At 33.6% G+C, this 15,644-nt stretch carries 13 protein-coding genes; 6 read left to right on the forward strand and 7 right to left on the reverse strand.

Annotated elements, in window-relative coordinates:
* Window positions 1–110: 110 nt before the first annotated feature.
* The 7 genes from katG to JJQ60_RS09395 all read right to left on the reverse strand — a co-directional run bounded on the left by katG (window position 111) and on the right by JJQ60_RS09395 (window position 10,345).
* Complete coding sequence (gene katG / locus JJQ60_RS09365) at window positions 111–2,357, reverse strand: catalase/peroxidase HPI (RefSeq protein WP_201918987.1); 2,247 nt, start codon at window positions 2,355–2,357, stop codon at window positions 111–113.
* 267 nt (window positions 2,358–2,624) lie between these two features.
* Complete coding sequence (locus tag JJQ60_RS09370; RefSeq protein ID WP_201918989.1) at window positions 2,625–3,389, reverse strand: LytR/AlgR family response regulator transcription factor; 765 nt, start codon at window positions 3,387–3,389, stop codon at window positions 2,625–2,627.
* Window positions 3,390–3,398: 9 nt separating this feature from the next.
* A complete protein-coding gene (locus JJQ60_RS09375; RefSeq protein WP_201918990.1) occupies window positions 3,399–4,412 on the reverse strand; it encodes a sensor histidine kinase in 1,014 nt (337 codons plus the stop codon).
* Window positions 4,413–4,420: 8 nt separating this feature from the next.
* On the reverse strand, window positions 4,421–5,626 hold the full coding sequence (locus JJQ60_RS09380) for a serine hydrolase domain-containing protein (RefSeq protein ID WP_201918992.1): 1,206 nt from the start codon (window positions 5,624–5,626) through the stop codon (window positions 4,421–4,423).
* A 10-nt stretch (window positions 5,627–5,636) separates the two neighbouring features.
* Window positions 5,637–8,003 (reverse strand): outer membrane beta-barrel protein, encoded by a 2,367-nt coding sequence (locus JJQ60_RS09385; protein WP_201918994.1) that lies wholly within the window; start codon window positions 8,001–8,003, stop codon window positions 5,637–5,639.
* A 111-nt stretch (window positions 8,004–8,114) separates the two neighbouring features.
* Window positions 8,115–9,302, reverse strand: coding sequence for an aspartyl protease family protein (locus JJQ60_RS09390; protein ID WP_201918996.1), 1,188 nt, complete (start codon window positions 9,300–9,302; stop codon window positions 8,115–8,117).
* Window positions 9,303–9,586: 284 nt separating this feature from the next.
* Window positions 9,587–10,345 carry a helix-turn-helix domain-containing protein gene (locus tag JJQ60_RS09395; protein WP_201918998.1) on the reverse strand — a complete coding sequence of 253 codons (759 nt, stop codon included), beginning with the start codon at window positions 10,343–10,345 and terminating at the stop codon, window positions 9,587–9,589.
* A gap of 336 nt (window positions 10,346–10,681) precedes the next feature.
* Here JJQ60_RS09395 and JJQ60_RS09400 point away from each other — a divergent pair, with 336 nt between their 5' ends.
* From JJQ60_RS09400 to JJQ60_RS09425, 6 genes are all read left to right on the forward strand, one after another.
* Window positions 10,682–11,077: a type III secretion system chaperone family protein gene (locus JJQ60_RS09400; RefSeq protein ID WP_201919000.1), complete on the forward strand. Its 396-nt coding sequence runs from the start codon at window positions 10,682–10,684 to the stop codon at window positions 11,075–11,077.
* A 4-nt stretch (window positions 11,078–11,081) separates the two neighbouring features.
* The gene (locus tag JJQ60_RS09405) at window positions 11,082–11,795 is read left to right on the forward strand and encodes a PspA/IM30 family protein (protein ID WP_201919002.1); all 714 of its coding nucleotides are present in this window, start codon (window positions 11,082–11,084) and stop codon (window positions 11,793–11,795) included.
* Between the two features lie 48 nt (window positions 11,796–11,843).
* Window positions 11,844–12,158: a YbjQ family protein gene (locus JJQ60_RS09410; protein WP_201919004.1), complete on the forward strand. Its 315-nt coding sequence runs from the start codon at window positions 11,844–11,846 to the stop codon at window positions 12,156–12,158.
* A gap of 164 nt (window positions 12,159–12,322) precedes the next feature.
* Entirely contained in the window at window positions 12,323–13,048 is a 726-nt protein-coding gene (locus JJQ60_RS09415) for a hypothetical protein (RefSeq protein ID WP_201919006.1), read from the forward strand.
* Between the two features lie 7 nt (window positions 13,049–13,055).
* Window positions 13,056–15,122: a flotillin family protein gene (locus tag JJQ60_RS09420; RefSeq protein WP_201919008.1), complete on the forward strand. Its 2,067-nt coding sequence runs from the start codon at window positions 13,056–13,058 to the stop codon at window positions 15,120–15,122.
* A gap of 216 nt (window positions 15,123–15,338) precedes the next feature.
* On the forward strand, window positions 15,339–15,620 hold the full coding sequence (locus JJQ60_RS09425; RefSeq protein WP_201919010.1) for a hypothetical protein: 282 nt from the start codon (window positions 15,339–15,341) through the stop codon (window positions 15,618–15,620).
* Window positions 15,621–15,644 lie beyond the last annotated feature (24 nt).

Here is a 15,644-nt window from a genome sequence, read left to right on the forward strand (position 1 = left end):
CGATACAGCAATCAAACTACATATATCTAACTTTAAAAGCGCTTATTCAAAACGGGTGATTTTGATCTAAACCACCCGAATACAGTATTTTTATATTTAAGAATCTCAATTTATGCTAGATCGAAACGGTCAAGATTCATTACTTTACTCCAAGCTGCAACAAAATGATCTAAAAACCTTTTTTGAGAATCTTTAGACCCATACACTTCAGCGATTGCTCGTAATTCTGTGTTAGAACCAAATATAAGATCAACACGAGTACCTGTCCATTTTACCTGACCAGTTTTACGATCACGCCCTTCAAATACCTGATCAGACTCAGAGGTCGCTTTCCATGTAGTACTTAAATCAAGTAAGTTAACAAAGAAATCATTTGTTAATGCATTTTCATGATTTGTAAAGACACCGTGTTTAGAATGATCTGCATTAGTATTAAGAACGCGCATACCACCAATCAAAACTGTCATTTCTGGAGCAGTAAGCGTAAGTAATTGTGCCTGATCAACTAGCATTTCTTCTTCCGAAATTTCATACTTACCTTTTACATAATTACGAAATCCATCAGCTCTTGGTTCGAGAACAGAAAAGGATGCTACATCGGTTTGCTCTTGTGAAGCATCTGCTCGTCCGGCTGCAAATGGCACTATTATCTCATGACCTGCATTTTTTGCCGCTTGTTCAATACCAGCATTTCCTCCAAGCACAATTAGATCTGCTAATGAAACCTTCTTATCAGAATTTGCGCTATTAAATTCATTTTGAATACCTTCTAAAACTTCTACTACTTTTGAAAGCTGAGCAGGATTATTAACCTCCCAATTCTTTTGTGGTTCAAGACGAATTCGAGCTCCATTAGCACCTCCTCTCATATCAGACCCTCTAAATGTTGACGCTGACGCCCAGGCTGTAGAGACTAATTGAGAAACCGATACTCCTGAAGAAAGTATTTTATTTTTCAACATGTCGATATCCCCATCATCAATTAACTGATGCGTAACTGCAGGAATAGGATCTTGCCAAATTAACTCTTCTTTTGGCACTTCTGGACCTAAGTATCTAACAACGGGCCCCATATCACGATGCGTTAGTTTATACCATGCTCGAGCAAAGACATCAGCAAACTCATCTGGATTTTCATGAAAACGTTTAGAAATTTTTGCATAAATCGGATCAATTTTTAGTCCCATATCTGCTGTAGTCATCATAAGATTTTGTGTCTGAGATGCATCATGAGCCCTTGGAGCTTTTTTTGCAGCTGATGCAGCAGTAGGCTTCCATTGGTGCGCCCCTGCCGGACTTTTGGTTAATTCCCATTCATATCCAAATAAAACATCAAAATACTCATTATCCCATCGTGTTGGATGTGGTGTCCATGCTCCTTCTATTCCACTAGTAATAGTATGATCTCCAAAACCACTTTCAAAAGTATTTTTCCATCCCAAGCCTTGTTCTTCTATACTGGCACCTGCCGGTTCTCTTCCAACATATGTATCGGGATCAGCTGCGCCATGGGCTTTCCCAAAAGTATGACCTCCAGCAACCAGAGCCACAGTTTCTTCATCATTCATTGCCATTCGCCCAAAGGTTTCACGAATATCTCTAGCTGAAGCAACAGGGTCTGGATTACCATTGGGCCCTTCAGGATTTACATAGATCAATCCCATTTGTACTGCTCCCAGCGGGTTCTCAAGCTCTCGATCACCTTCATAACGCTTGTCGCCTAACCATTCGGTCTCTGCTCCCCAGTATATATCTTCTTCAGGTTCCCAAATATCTTCGCGTCCTCCACCAAAACCAAAAGTTTTGAAGCCCATAGACTCAAGAGCGCAATTACCTGCAAGAATCATTAAATCTGCCCATGAAATTTTCTTCCCATATTTTTGTTTAATAGGCCATAATAACAATCGCGCTTTATCAAGGTTTCCGTTATCAGGCCAACTATTTAGTGGAGCAAAACGTTGACTTCCAGATCCGGCTCCACCGCGACCGTCAGCGATTCTATATGTACCGGCGCTATGCCAAGCCATACGAATAAAAAACGGGCCATAATGACCATAATCAGCAGGCCACCAATCTTGAGAATCTGTCATAAGCTCAAAAAGATCGTTCTTTACGGCGTTAAGATCTAGTGTATTGAATTCTTCTGCATAATTGAAATCATCCCCCATTGGGTTGGATAATGCTGAATGCTGACGAAGAATATTTAGTTTCAATTGATTTGGCCACCAATCACGATTAGAGGTCCCTGCCCCTGCACCTTGTTTATGAGTGCCATTCAAAAAAGGGCACATACTCTCGCCATTAGCACTATAGTTAGAACCGTGAGGATTCACGGTCTTAAGATTATTATTTTCCATTGCTGATCGATTAAGATTAAATGTGTTATTAATTATTACGTTTTAAAGTTTTAAAAACAAGAAAATTATGTAAACCTCGTACTACCAAGTTTCCGGACTACATTGGCGCACATCTTTTATGAGGATTAGACACATTTAAAGATACTCGATATTTCACATAAAATCAACAACTTAAATCGATTGTAATAATTAATGAATAATAATAATCTATTTAACAAAAAATTATAATTAATAAAACTTATACTTAAGTGAGAACTCAGAAAAGATTTATTGCTCTATCCATTTCCTAAAATCGGATGTATTTGATGAACTTGTCATCACTTTGTCATCGACCCCTTGCATTTTTATGAGTAACCTATTTTTAAAATGATTTTCTATGGTAGTAATATATTCTATATGTACAATTTGACTTCTGTTGATTTTAAAGAACTTTTTAGGATTTAACAATGCTATGAGTACTCCTATTTTTTCAAGAATTGGATGTTTTTTTCCATTCAGATCGGTAGCCACACAAAAATCCCCAGAAGCTTCAATAACACTTATATCGATAACATTAAGCAATTGAATACCTTTGGATCTTTTTATCACAAATCGTTTTTTATATTGTATTTGTTCTTCTTGTAATGCCGATTTTAAAGCATGTAATGTAGAATGGTTTAGGGCTTTATAATCTCCTTGTTTAAATAATGATTCATATTTTTCAAGAGCTTTCTTAAAATCGCTTTGTGAATATGGTTTCAAAATATATGCTATTCCGTTAGTATTAAACGCTTGAAATAAATATTCATCATGTGCAGAACAAAAAATAATAGGGCAATCAACTGCTACTTCATCAAACAAATCAAATGAAATTCCATCCAATAACTGAATATCAGACAATATAAAATCGTAGGTATTTTTATCTAAAAGTATTTTTCCTTCAACAACTGATCTAGACCAATGATGATCAATATGTTCATCAAAATAGTCATTTACATGCGTTATCAATTTTTGATATGCCGGGATTTCATCTTCTAAAATTAATATATTCATGTCTTAATATTAAGATTCATTACTTAATCGAATTATCGGGATACAAACTTTAAACTCTGATTCTGAATCAATAATTTGCACTTCTTGATCTGATAATAATTGATATCGTGTTTTCAAATTCTGTAAACCTGTCCCAAAAGATTCTTTTCCATTACTGATTTTGGTTTTATTATTACTAACTTTTAACCAATCTTCTTCTATTAAAATAGTAGTATTGATCGTGGTATCTTGCTTTGCTTTGTTATGTTTTACTACATTTTCTAATAATGCTTGTATTGCACCTGTGGGAATAAATCGGTCCGCAAGGTCGATCTCTTTTTTTATGTCGAAATTATAGTCTTTCTCAAATCGGGTTTGTATTAAAAAAATATAGTTTTCTGCGAGTGCTATTTCTTCGGAAAGCTCCATCACCTCGGCATCTTTGGTTTGTATTAAATAACGATAAATTAATGACAATCGATTAATGTACTCTTTAGCTTTACCGGTATTACTATCTATTAGTGCATCTAAAGTATTGAGGTTATTGAACAAAAAATGCGGATCAATTTGTGAGCGCAATAGTTTTAATTCGTTTTCTTTTTGTTGTTTCTGCACTTTAAAAAACTGTGCTTGGCTTTCATAGAATTTTTTTGAAAGTAATATACCTAAAGTGAATCCTACCTCTTCGGTAATTTCAAAAACACTTATCGCAATTAGGTTATACCACTTAGGAAAATTATTCCAATCATGACCTCCAGACCAAAAACCAGCTATATAGGTAATAAACCCACCTATACCTAATATAATTAATCCCCAAAATGTAAGGTGAAAATACTTTTTATCTTTTATAAGAAAATTTGGAATAATCCAGTAAATAAAAAGCATACTAACTATAAAAGAAGTGATGATAGCTGCCGGAATATCTATAAAATACTCTATAAGCTCACTATCTTGCCTGTAATAGTTAATACAATTTAATATAGTAGTAACCAAATATACGATAGCTATTACTACATAATCTGATCTTTTTAACTTAGTATTCATATTTTAATTTACCTATTTTTTTGTTTTCTGATAGCTCTAAAGGACCATCGTGTAAAAAAAATAATCGTAAGAATAAGAAAAATTAAAATCAAACCTACGCTAATATATAATTTTGTTCTACCTGGATCAGAAAGCATATAGAAAAAGAGGTCTTGACCTAATTGCTCTCCATACTCTGAATTTGTAAATAGTACATATCCCCAATCTTTTTTGGTATCTAATGTAAACCAACCTGTAAATCCCTCATTATTGCCACTATGCAGATAAAGGTTTGTAAAAGGTAAATGAGGAATTGTAAAACCTAAAGAATATGATACGTCAAAATCATCATAAGGTACTTTTGAATGAGGTTTCAGTAACTCAGAATAACTCTCTTGAGACAAAACGTCTTTATTCATTACGGCAATCATCCATTTCGAGAATTCCAAAGGTTCTGAATGCATTGAGGATGGCGCATAAAATTTTCTATCTTCCTTTTTGAACCAATACTCATTTTTCCAATCAATCCACTTACCATCTTCATCATAAGGCTCTGCTTTATGCTGTCTAGTGTATTCATTTTGAACATAGACTGTATGTTTCAAACCAAGTGGGGCGGCTATTCTCTTTTGAAACTCGGCTTCTAGTCCTGCATCATCAGTTTTTAAAATATGTTTTAGCACCAGAGTCAAATATTGATACCCTTCTCCAGAATACAAATAATCGGTTCCAGGTTCAAATTGAATATTAAGCCTATTATCATCATTATCTTCTCTCCAATTTGGAAATCCGCTACGGTGGCAAAGAACCATTCTAGCTGTTATTTTCTTGTAACGTTCATCATGAGCAATATCTGGATACTCCATATATTGATATAGTGGTTTATCTAAATCTAATAATCCATCTTCGACAAAAGTCATCACAAAAAATCCGAATACTGGCTTTGATATTGAAGCTACTTCAAAAATGGTCTGGTTGGTTATAGGTAGTTTTTCTTCCACATTAGCGTATCCTTTTGTTTTATGGTATACTACTTCTCCATTATTAACAACAACAAATGATACCCCTGGAATATTATATTCCTTCATTTTTGAGTCAATAAAAGCATCAATAGAATCTTTAGGAATATCAAAACCCAAATAACTATCTATAGAAGTCTGTTTTTTTGAAGTACAACTTAAGACGCCCACACTAAGTGCAACGAGGAAACCAAAATGTTTTATATACTTTCTCATTACATTATATTTAGTTCTTGTTGTTAATTCTGTCTTGTTCTTCTTTTGAAACATTGCCTCGCTTTTTGTTTTTATTAAACTTCGAACCAAAACTATAATTTAACTGCAAATATAAATTTTGTCTTGGCCAATCATTTACTATGTCTGCATTTACATTATCATAGGTAATGTTACCTAAGAATTTTCTATTCAGGATCTCTTCTAATTCTACACTAACTTTTAAACGATCGTTTAAAAATTTCTTACTTAGGGCAATATCAATTCCGGCAATCCATTTATATTCTATTTGTCCTTCTAACCCACCTGTTGTATAATATCCAGAAATTTCGGAATTGATCCCCCATGGCAATTTGTATTCTGCGCTGGTATACCAGGTAAAACTCCATTGAGAAAGATCTAAAGCCGGTGTTAGTCTTTCAGACATATACTCATTATAATTTGCAATAACTCCTGTAAAACCATCTAATCCTTCAATAAAATCCAGGGGTGCAAATAAGCTAGTACTTAAGTTATTGTTTTTAGCAAGATTAATTACTGAGCGTGAGGTTTCTGCAGATACATCATTTTGGGTAATAATTTCAAATAAAGCATCAGTGGTTTCTCTATAACTTACACTAAAAAAGGGTTGTTCTTCATAGGTTAGATTAAATTGAAAACTATTTGTAAATGCCGGCTTCAAATTAGGATTTCCAGCTTCAAAAGTAAACGGATCATAATAGTACACAAATGAATTTAAAGAACCATATGACGGACGTTGTATACGATAGCTATAGGCTACATTTGCACTAATTTGATTCGCAATTTTTCTACCAAGACTTATGCTAGGAAAAAATTTAGAAATAGTTCTGGACCTAGTTTCAGCCTGTGTTACTGAGGTTCCTTTAGTATCGCTTTCTTCCCAACGCAAGCCTCCAGAAAATGACCATTTATTAAGTTTTGCATTAAATTTTGAATACAGTGCCAAAATACTCTCATCTATTAAGAATCGATTGGTTTGACTAACATTATCTACAAAAACACCTTCTTCATTTTGGGTAAAAGACTGCAAGTCACTATCCGAGTCTATTTTTGAATATTTTGCCCCTGCTCCCCAACTAAAATTATCATTACCCATCCGTTTATAATCTCCTTTATAGGTAAAAATTTCATACGTTGCATCCTGAAAATAACGTTGGTTGTTATACTCTATAGGGCTCTCATCAATTTTGAATAAATTATTTTCGTTTTCGTAATCATAATCTATATAATTAAAATCTAAAGTCACTTTATTTTTTTGATCATCAAACTCATAGTATGGATTTAGAGTGAAGGTAATTCGATCTCTATCAAAACTATTATCGGTCAACAAATTTGTTTCAGATGTTTCATTAATGATTGTTGTACTGTTTGATGTAATTCGATCGGATTGCGACTGAATTCTATTAGCACTAACACCTAAGGTATTTTTATCATTTATGTAATAATCAATTCTACCGTTTATTCTAAATGTTTCAGGGTCAAATGGAGAAATAGATGTTTGTTGATAGGTTTCATCCAAAACTTTACGTGATATAATTAAATCCTCTCGCCATGAAGATCTGTTATAACCAGCGCTGGTCTGCCAATTTAATTTGTTTTTATAACTCGCAATCGATGCACTGGTGCCATACAAAAAATCTTCTACGTACCCCATTGTAGTTTTTAAATTACCATGTGTTCCTAATTTTACATTTCGCTTTAAGATAATATTGATAATAGGTCCAGATCCTTCGGCATCATACTCTGCTCCCGGCTGCTGTATAAGTTCTACTCTGGCTATATTATCTGCAGGCATTTCTCTCAATAAAGCGGCTACATCCATATAATCTGTAGTTTTTCCATTGATTAGAATCCTTATATTTCCTTGTCCTCCATAATTTATAGTACCGTTGGTTACAATCACACCTGGTATTTTTTTCATAACATCTTGTAAGTTGGTATTTATCATTTCTGACTTTTCGATGTCTACAATAAGTTTTTCAGCAGTTTGTTTTATAATTGGTTTTTTATACGTAACAATAACTTCATCTAACTGTTCGGATTGCAAAGAAAAATTTAGAGTAAAGGTAGTTCTTGAACTATCGAGTTTAAATACTTTAGATACACTTGTATTATATCCAAGCATCGAGACTTCTATTCGATATTGTCCTACCTTTTGATCTTCAAAAAAATACGTACCAGTATCTGTTGTGGCCATAGCATCGACCGCTTTATTAGTCTGATTATTATATAGTATCACATTCGCAAAAACCAAAGGAGTATTATCTCCATCTGTAATCTTTCCGTTGACAGAATATTGGGCATGCAGTACCTGCATTAGCATAGTAAATGCTAATAAAATTGTTTTTTTAAACTCCATAATGGCTTTGTTTTTCCCTTTAAGATTTTGGTAGAACATATGACATGTTCTGCAATGTATTTAAATGTTATTTGTACTTACTTTTTCAAGCAAACAACCATGAAGAATGATTTATATTATTGCCGTTAATTGAATAGCTACTTCTATCAAAGTATCATTTCGCATACACTTAATTGTAACTTTTGTATTCTCTTGTCGCAATAATTTTCGAAGTGTAGTTAATGAAGAATCTTTTGCCTTAACACCATTAATTTCAATTATTTCATCTCCAATTTTCATTTTAGACAATGCAGATGGTGAATCTGAAATGATGTTATCAATAAGCACTTTTGTTTTAGTCTCATCTAGAGATAATTTTAAGCCAGAATAAGACACATCATAAGGTACATTATTATACATATTGTTAGGTTCCCAATAGCTTTCTTTTCTTTTATAGTCAAAAATGATATTAAATCTTTTTAGTATTTCGTTTCCTATTATACCAGCAATACCCTCATGAGCAAGTACGCCCGATTTTGTATTATAAATTCTGACAGGTATATTAGAAAATTGAAACTTCTGAAGTTTAAGCTCTTTTAATCTGCCAACCTCTGCAATAGTAGTATTTGAAGAATACCCTCTTGATTTAACACTATAGGTTTTACCGATTGATTTTTTTAATTGATGTCTTTGTGCATACGGTGTGCAAAAACCCATAGCCAAACCAGCCCCGTTATCTAGAATAAATTCTCCATCAAGGTAGTTTCCGTTTCCAATGTCAATCTTCGCTTTTGCAGTAGGTACTTTTCCTAGATCAATTTTTACTAACCCTCCTTTACCCACATATTTATATCCTCGTGAAGCATAGAGTTCTATTTCTGATGTATCATAATTAATTTTGACAACATACTTTTTGAATATATCATAGCCAATAATTCCATCTATATCTGTACCCAGAACTTTCTCAAGATGTAATAATGGAGCACTATATAAATCTATTTTTTTCAACCTCAAATCACGTATTACTAGCTCATTATTTTTAACAACTTTCAATTCAATTTTTCCTGAAGCTCCTTTTGAAGTTGTTGTTTTGGAACCTATTAATTCAAGTCTCTTTGCTGTTGTAGAATTTATTGATGTAACTCCTGCCCCAGTATCAAACACAAAGTGCAAATTATCAGAATCATTAACCTTAACCTTTATAAACAAATGATTTCCTTCTAGTTGGAAAGGGATTTTTGTTATTAGATTTGACTTTTGCGCCAAGATAGTTGTTGTAAAGCAAAAAGTAACGTAGAAAAATATAGCTATTCGTTTCATAATTGATCCATTGATTTTTAATGATTTCCAATACAAAACTAAAGGTGTACAAGTATTCAATAATATAAATTCTGACGAATCGGGATAAAAAAAAGTCGAAATGGGGTTTATTCCTTTCTAGTTATTATTGCTCTAGTAAAAAAACACTATTATCAAAAAAAGAGAAGTCAAAGTAGTAGGTAGAGAAGTGTAGACTAAAATAATTCATTTTATTCAAAAACGGCAACTTTATCTTTTAAAAATTAACGTTCTGGTGCATCATAGATTTGACACGTTAAAGCTTTTTATAATAATCGCTTTTTCATTTTGTTAAGCTCTTCTTCGATCAGTAGAAGTTTATCATCCATGTTTTCTCCAAACTCTGGAATACGTCTACAAAACACATATCGTACTCTCCATAGTTCTTTAATTTTAGAGATAGGAAATACTTCATCTTCAATATTTTTATGATCAGCACGTAATACAGCATTACTATTAGTGATATAAAGTCTTCTAAAAATTAATCTCCCTTCTACTACAACAACAACTAGGGTTCCATTATTCAGTTTTTTAATAATATTGGCAGGTACTTTTTCTCCTATAACAATATCTTTTGGATAGAACCCTTTATCATGTGAGGTCATTTCTAAATTAGAAACAGTATACCCTCTAAACTCTTTTGCAGGATTAACTGGCAATTGAATCGTTGGTAGTTCTTTGACAAAGTTTTCTTTATCATACAATGTAATGTACTCACTAGAAGTGCCATCTGTAATACATGGAATCAATGCAAACTGCTCTCGTTTTACATTTTCGGCATATGTAGTAAGGTCTCCCTTAAATTTTAGTAACTGATTTACAGTAAGCTCATGAGTAAGTATATTGTCGATCGTAATGCTAAAATAATTAGCTATTTTAATTATCGTTTCAATTTTAGGTTCACTTCTACCCTCCTCATAAGCCCCTAAAGTTCCGCGTTTCAGGTCAAAAAGCTCTGCAAAAGCCTGTTGACTCAACCCTTTTACACTTCGTATTTTTTTGATGTTTTTTCCAAAGAAAGACATTTTTTGCTAATTTTATTTGCAATTATCAAAAATAATTGTACTTTTACACTAACAATATTAGCTAATACTTTTGAAAAATGCTAATTTTAGTAGAAATACTTTCAAATTTTATCACTTTATTAAAGAAAGAGAGAGGAGTTACTAAAAATTTTAGCAATTAATCCAAACAAACAACTTTTAATCATCACAACTATGTTAGTCATTGTATTTTATATCACCAATTTAGTCATAAATATTGCCGAAAAGTTGAGCGACTTTTTGTAATATTGAAACGCTATCGAGAAACCAAAATAAACCTCTAATTATCAATCAAAAAACTAAAAAAATAACCATCACATGCAAGATCATTTTCAACTGGTAAAAGACTATTTACTGAAACTTAATTATAATATCATTCACGAAAATAAAGGCGAAGGTATTATAATGATCAGTAAAGAAAATGAAGGGATCAAAAATATGATTCTTGGTGTCGCACCTCCTATTTTAATAATGGAACAACATATTTTTAATATCAAAAATAAAAATGAAGCTGTATATAGAAGCTTACTTCAAAAAAACCGAGATATAGTACATGGAGCCTTTGTTCTCGATGAAACAGGTGAAAAAGTAATCTTTAGAGACACATTACAGGTAGAACATTTAGATTTAAATGAACTTGAAGGTTCTCTGAATTCCTTAGGCTTACTATTAAGCGAATATTCAGAACACATTATAAATTTTTCAAAATACTAATACTATGAACTTTTTTAAACGATTATTCAAAATAGGAGAAGCTGAGGCAAATTCTGCAATTGATAAGATGGAGGACCCTATCAAGATGACCGAACAAGGAATACGCGATATGAAAACTGATCTTGAAAAAAGCCTAGAAGCCTTAGCCCAAGTTAAAGCTCTGGCCATAAGAGCTAAAAATGATACTGAAGAATTTGCTGCAAAAGCCGAGGATTATCAACAAAAAGCTATGCTTATTCTTAAAAAAGCACAAAGTGGTGACATTGACACTACCGAAGCTGACCGATTAGCCAAAGAAGCATTGATTAAAAAAGAAGAATCGATGCAACACGTTACTCGTAGCAAAGGTGAGTCTGAAAGATTTGATAAATCTGTAGATCAATTGGAAAAAAACGTACAAGAAATCAAGCAGAATATCAGTAAATGGGAAAACGAACTAAAAACGTTAAAAGCCCGTGTAAAAGTTTCTAAAGCAACAAAGAACCTTAACAAGCAAATGGCCGAAATCGATAGTTCAAGCACAGTTTCTATGTTAGAACGTATGAGAGAAAAAGTAAGCCAGGAAGAAGCTCTTGCTGAAGCTTATGGCGATATTGCTAATGCATCTAAATCAATCGATGAAGAAATTGATGAAGCTATCGATATCACCGAAGCTAATGCTGAAGATGACTTAGCTAAGCTTAAAGAGCAACTCGGCCTGAAAGATAAAGATGCTTAAAGTCTTCATTGCAAGGAAGAAAACAAAGAACGTTTAATATAAAAACCTATGATAATTTCAACTACAGAAACGGTACCTAACAAGGAGATATCTGAGATATTAGGTATCGCGCGTGGGAGTACGGTGAGAGCAAGAAACATTGGGAGAGATGTTTTTGCCGGACTTAAAAATATCGTGGGTGGAGAAATTGAAGAGTACACCAAACTTCAGGCCCACTCACGTGAGCAAGCCATGAAAAGAATGATACAAGATGCAAAAAATTTAGGTGCCGATGGGGTAATAAATATTCGACTTACGACATCAATGGTTATGCAGGGAGCATCAGAGATATTAGCATACGGTACCGCGGTAAAACTTAAATAACCAAAATTATGGAAACAGCGTTTGTATTTCTACATGGAATGTTTTGGGTCGCTATTATCACTACTTTGGTTTATTTAGTCATTAGGAGGGTAAGAATATCTGAAAACGAAAACTTTGAGAAGAGGAATAACTAAATCAATTTTACTAACTATAAACACTAACCTTTGAAAGAATTATTTGACATAGCAATTTCTATAGTTAACCTACCCTTAACTATATTATTCGGATTATTAATCCTGTATTGGCTATTAACTACATTAACAGGAATAGACCTAGACTTCTTTGATGCAGATATCGATGTAGACATTGACGTAGATGTTGATGCTGATGTTGATATAGATACAGAATTTGACGCAAGAACAAATATAGATATCCAAGATGTATCGAATACCGAGGTGAAAAAAGAAGATGTTATTCGTAGAAGAGGAAAACTAAATTTTTTTCAGGTATTTCTCATTTATTTCAACTTTGTCGGTCTTCCGTTCATGTTCACTTTCAGTTTTTTTGTACTGTTTTGGTGGGCAATCACAATGGCAGGAACATCAATAACACATAGTTATGATAACGATTTTGGATTTGTATTTTTCTTTGGAGGCATCATTCCTGCACTTTTTCTAACAAAAATATTTACAGCACCGTTCAAACGATTTTTTACCAACTTCAACAATAAAGGTGAAAGTGCTTTAGAATTGTTAGGAAGACAAGGGATATTACAAAGTACTATTTCTGGAGAAAAGATTTCAACTCTAGAAATAAAGATTCAATCAGACCCAATTAAGGTTATGGTCAAATCAAAAGACGGGATGGAAATCCCTGCTAACACTACTGTAGAAATCGTAAATCAAGTTAAAAACAAACAACTTTATATCATTCAACCATTAAACTATTAATTTAATTATGAGCAACATAGCAAACATAGCCATCATCGTGGTGGTGGCATTAGTACTTCTTATAGTACTATATTTTATAATCATTGCCATTTTCTATAAGAAAATACCGCAAGGAGAATCGTTGGTAAGAACAGGTTTCGGAGGGACAGCTGTAGCCTTTGATAAAGGACTATATGTAATACCAGTACTACACAAAGTAGAAATCATGGATATTTCTATTAAAAAGATCGAAATTGAAAGGACAGGAATAAACGGACTAATCTGTAAAGATAATATCAGGGCAGATATCAAAGTTGCATTTTTTGTTAGAGTAAATAAATCTGTAGAAGATATTATTAATGTAGCACAAACCATTGGCTGTAACCGCGCTTCAGAAATTGACACTTTACGCAGCCTGTTTGATGCCAAATTCTCTGAAGCTTTAAAAACAGTGGGTAAAAAGTTTGAGTTTGTAGAATTATATGAAGCGCGTCGTGAGTTTCGTGATGAAATCATAAACATTATCGGCACCGATCTTAATGGATATATTCTTGATGATTGTGCAATCGATGATCTTGAACAGACTTCACTTAATGTTTTAAAGCCAGATAATATTCTTGATTCTGAAGGTATCAAGAAGATCACCGAGCTTACTGCGGCACAAAACATCAAATCGAATCTTATCAAACGTGATGAAGAAAAAGTAATTCGCAAACAAGATGTAGAAGCTCGTGAAGCGATTCTGGAGCTAGATAAACAATTAGCAGAAAAAGAAGAACAGCAAAAACGTGAGATTGCTAATATTAAGTCTCGCGAAGAAGCTGAAACGCTAAAAGTTGCAGAAGAAGAACGTCTAAAATCTGAAACAGCTCGTATTGCTACGGAAGAAAAAGTAAAAGTAGCAGAAGAAAATATGGAGCGACAAATTATTGTTGCCGCCAAAAACAAGCAACGTACTGATGCCGTAGAAACCGAAAGAGTAGAAAAAGATAGAATGCTTGAAGCTACAGAACGCGAAAGAATTGTGACGCTGGCTCAAATAGAAAAAGAAAAAGTTGTTGAGGTAGAGAAAAAGAATATCCAAGATGTGATTCGCGATCGTGTAATGCTCGAAAAGGGAGTAGTGCAAGAACAGGAGAACATGAAAGATATTGAAGCGTTTAAAACTGCAGACCGTGACAAGCAAGTAAAAATAACTATTGCCGAAGCAAATGCTGAAGAATCATTAATCAGAACTATAAAAGCTGCCGAAGCGCAAAAAGAAGCAGCTAAACAAAAAGCGGAAGAAATCAACATCGAAGCTCAAGCGCAAAAAGAAGCTAGTGAAAAAGAGGCTGAAGCACGTAAAACACTTGCTGAAGCACAAGCTAAAGAAGAAGCTACACTAGGAATGTCTGAAGCACAAGTAATGCATGCTAAAGCTGATGCCCGTGAGCGAGAAGGATTAGTAGAAGCTGTTGTAATTGAGAAAAAAGCAAGAGCCGAAGCTGCAGGTATACAAGCTAAAGCAGAAGCAGTACGCGAAGAAGGATTAGCAGAAGCAGAAGTAATCAAAGAAAAAGCATTAGCCGATGCTGCCGGAATTGAAGAAAAAGCGGAAGCTATGAAAAAACTAGATGGTGTTGGTAAAGAACACGAAGAGTTCAAGCTACGTTTAGATAAAGAATTGCAAGTAGACTTAGCTCATATAAATATCCAGAAAGAGATTGCTGATGCACAAGCCGAAGTTATTGGAGAGGCCTTAAAAGCAGCTAATATTGATATCGTTGGTGGTGAAACCATGTTCTTTGATCAGATTGTGGGTCAGATTACAAAAGCTAAAGGAATCGATAGACTCGTTCAACATTCAGATAACATACAGGATGTAAAAGATGCAATACTAGGAAGCGAAGATGTAAAAGGAAATCTTTTAGAAAAGATTAAAGAATTTGCTACCAAGTACGGAATCTCATCTGAAGATATCAAGAATCTTACCATAGCAAATCTATTGATGGAACTAAAACAAAAAACAACAGATCCTGACGAAAATAATCTGTTTACGAATTTGTTTAATCTGGCTAGTGGCCTGGGACTATCTGATAAAAAACTGAAATAAAACCCGAAAGGAGTTCTCCTCCTTGCAACAAGGAGGAGATTAAATTGCGCAAAGCGGAAGAAAGAGGTGTTTAAAGCACACCACAATACATATATGTACACCATCACAACAACATTTTTAGACCCATAAAGTCAATCCCTGAAAGTCAAGAACTCTCTTTGGGGTAGCGAGGTATTGACTAGATGGGATTTATTTAACTTTTAAAATGGTTTAATTATGGGATTTGGAGGATCAACTGCAGCGATGATTGCATCGCTTAAAAATAATAATAGAAGAAATAAAAGAGAAGCTTTTGAAGGATGGACAGGTTTTGACAAAGAAAGCCAAGGGATCAAAGTAGAACCTGTTTCTGAAGAACTATTACAAGAGATCAGAAATAAATTAAAGAAGCAACGAAGAAAAACGAAGATTAAAAATATGATTATTATGCTTTTAAGTATAATAGCAACCATAATCTTTATTATGCTATTCTTTTCTTACTTTGAAAATAGTATTTGATTTCTTGTACCGACAATCAAATTG

This window comes from Aquimarina mytili (assembly GCF_016735115.1).
GTDB lineage: Bacteria > Bacteroidota > Bacteroidia > Flavobacteriales > Flavobacteriaceae > Aquimarina > Aquimarina mytili.

What these genes read in the sequence shown, in the direction of transcription:
- katG (WP_201918987.1), bottom strand. Translation starts at nt 2,357, where the DNA reads ATGGAAAATAATAATCTTAAGACCGTGAATCCTCACGGTTCTAACTAT.
- JJQ60_RS09370 (WP_201918989.1), bottom strand. Translation starts at nt 3,389, where the DNA reads ATGAATATATTAATTTTAGAAGATGAAATCCCGGCATATCAAAAATTG.
- JJQ60_RS09375 (WP_201918990.1), bottom strand. Translation starts at nt 4,412, where the DNA reads ATGAATACTAAGTTAAAAAGATCAGATTATGTAGTAATAGCTATCGTA.
- JJQ60_RS09380 (WP_201918992.1), bottom strand. Translation starts at nt 5,626, where the DNA reads ATGAGAAAGTATATAAAACATTTTGGTTTCCTCGTTGCACTTAGTGTG.
- JJQ60_RS09385 (WP_201918994.1), bottom strand. Translation starts at nt 8,003, where the DNA reads ATGGAGTTTAAAAAAACAATTTTATTAGCATTTACTATGCTAATGCAG.
- JJQ60_RS09390 (WP_201918996.1), bottom strand. Translation starts at nt 9,302, where the DNA reads ATGAAACGAATAGCTATATTTTTCTACGTTACTTTTTGCTTTACAACA.
- JJQ60_RS09395 (WP_201918998.1), bottom strand. Translation starts at nt 10,345, where the DNA reads ATGTCTTTCTTTGGAAAAAACATCAAAAAAATACGAAGTGTAAAAGGG.
- JJQ60_RS09400 (WP_201919000.1), top strand. Translation starts at nt 10,682, where the DNA reads ATGCAAGATCATTTTCAACTGGTAAAAGACTATTTACTGAAACTTAAT.
- JJQ60_RS09405 (WP_201919002.1), top strand. Translation starts at nt 11,082, where the DNA reads ATGAACTTTTTTAAACGATTATTCAAAATAGGAGAAGCTGAGGCAAAT.
- JJQ60_RS09410 (WP_201919004.1), top strand. Translation starts at nt 11,844, where the DNA reads ATGATAATTTCAACTACAGAAACGGTACCTAACAAGGAGATATCTGAG.
- JJQ60_RS09420 (WP_201919008.1), top strand. Translation starts at nt 13,056, where the DNA reads ATGAGCAACATAGCAAACATAGCCATCATCGTGGTGGTGGCATTAGTA.
- JJQ60_RS09425 (WP_201919010.1), top strand. Translation starts at nt 15,339, where the DNA reads ATGGGATTTGGAGGATCAACTGCAGCGATGATTGCATCGCTTAAAAAT.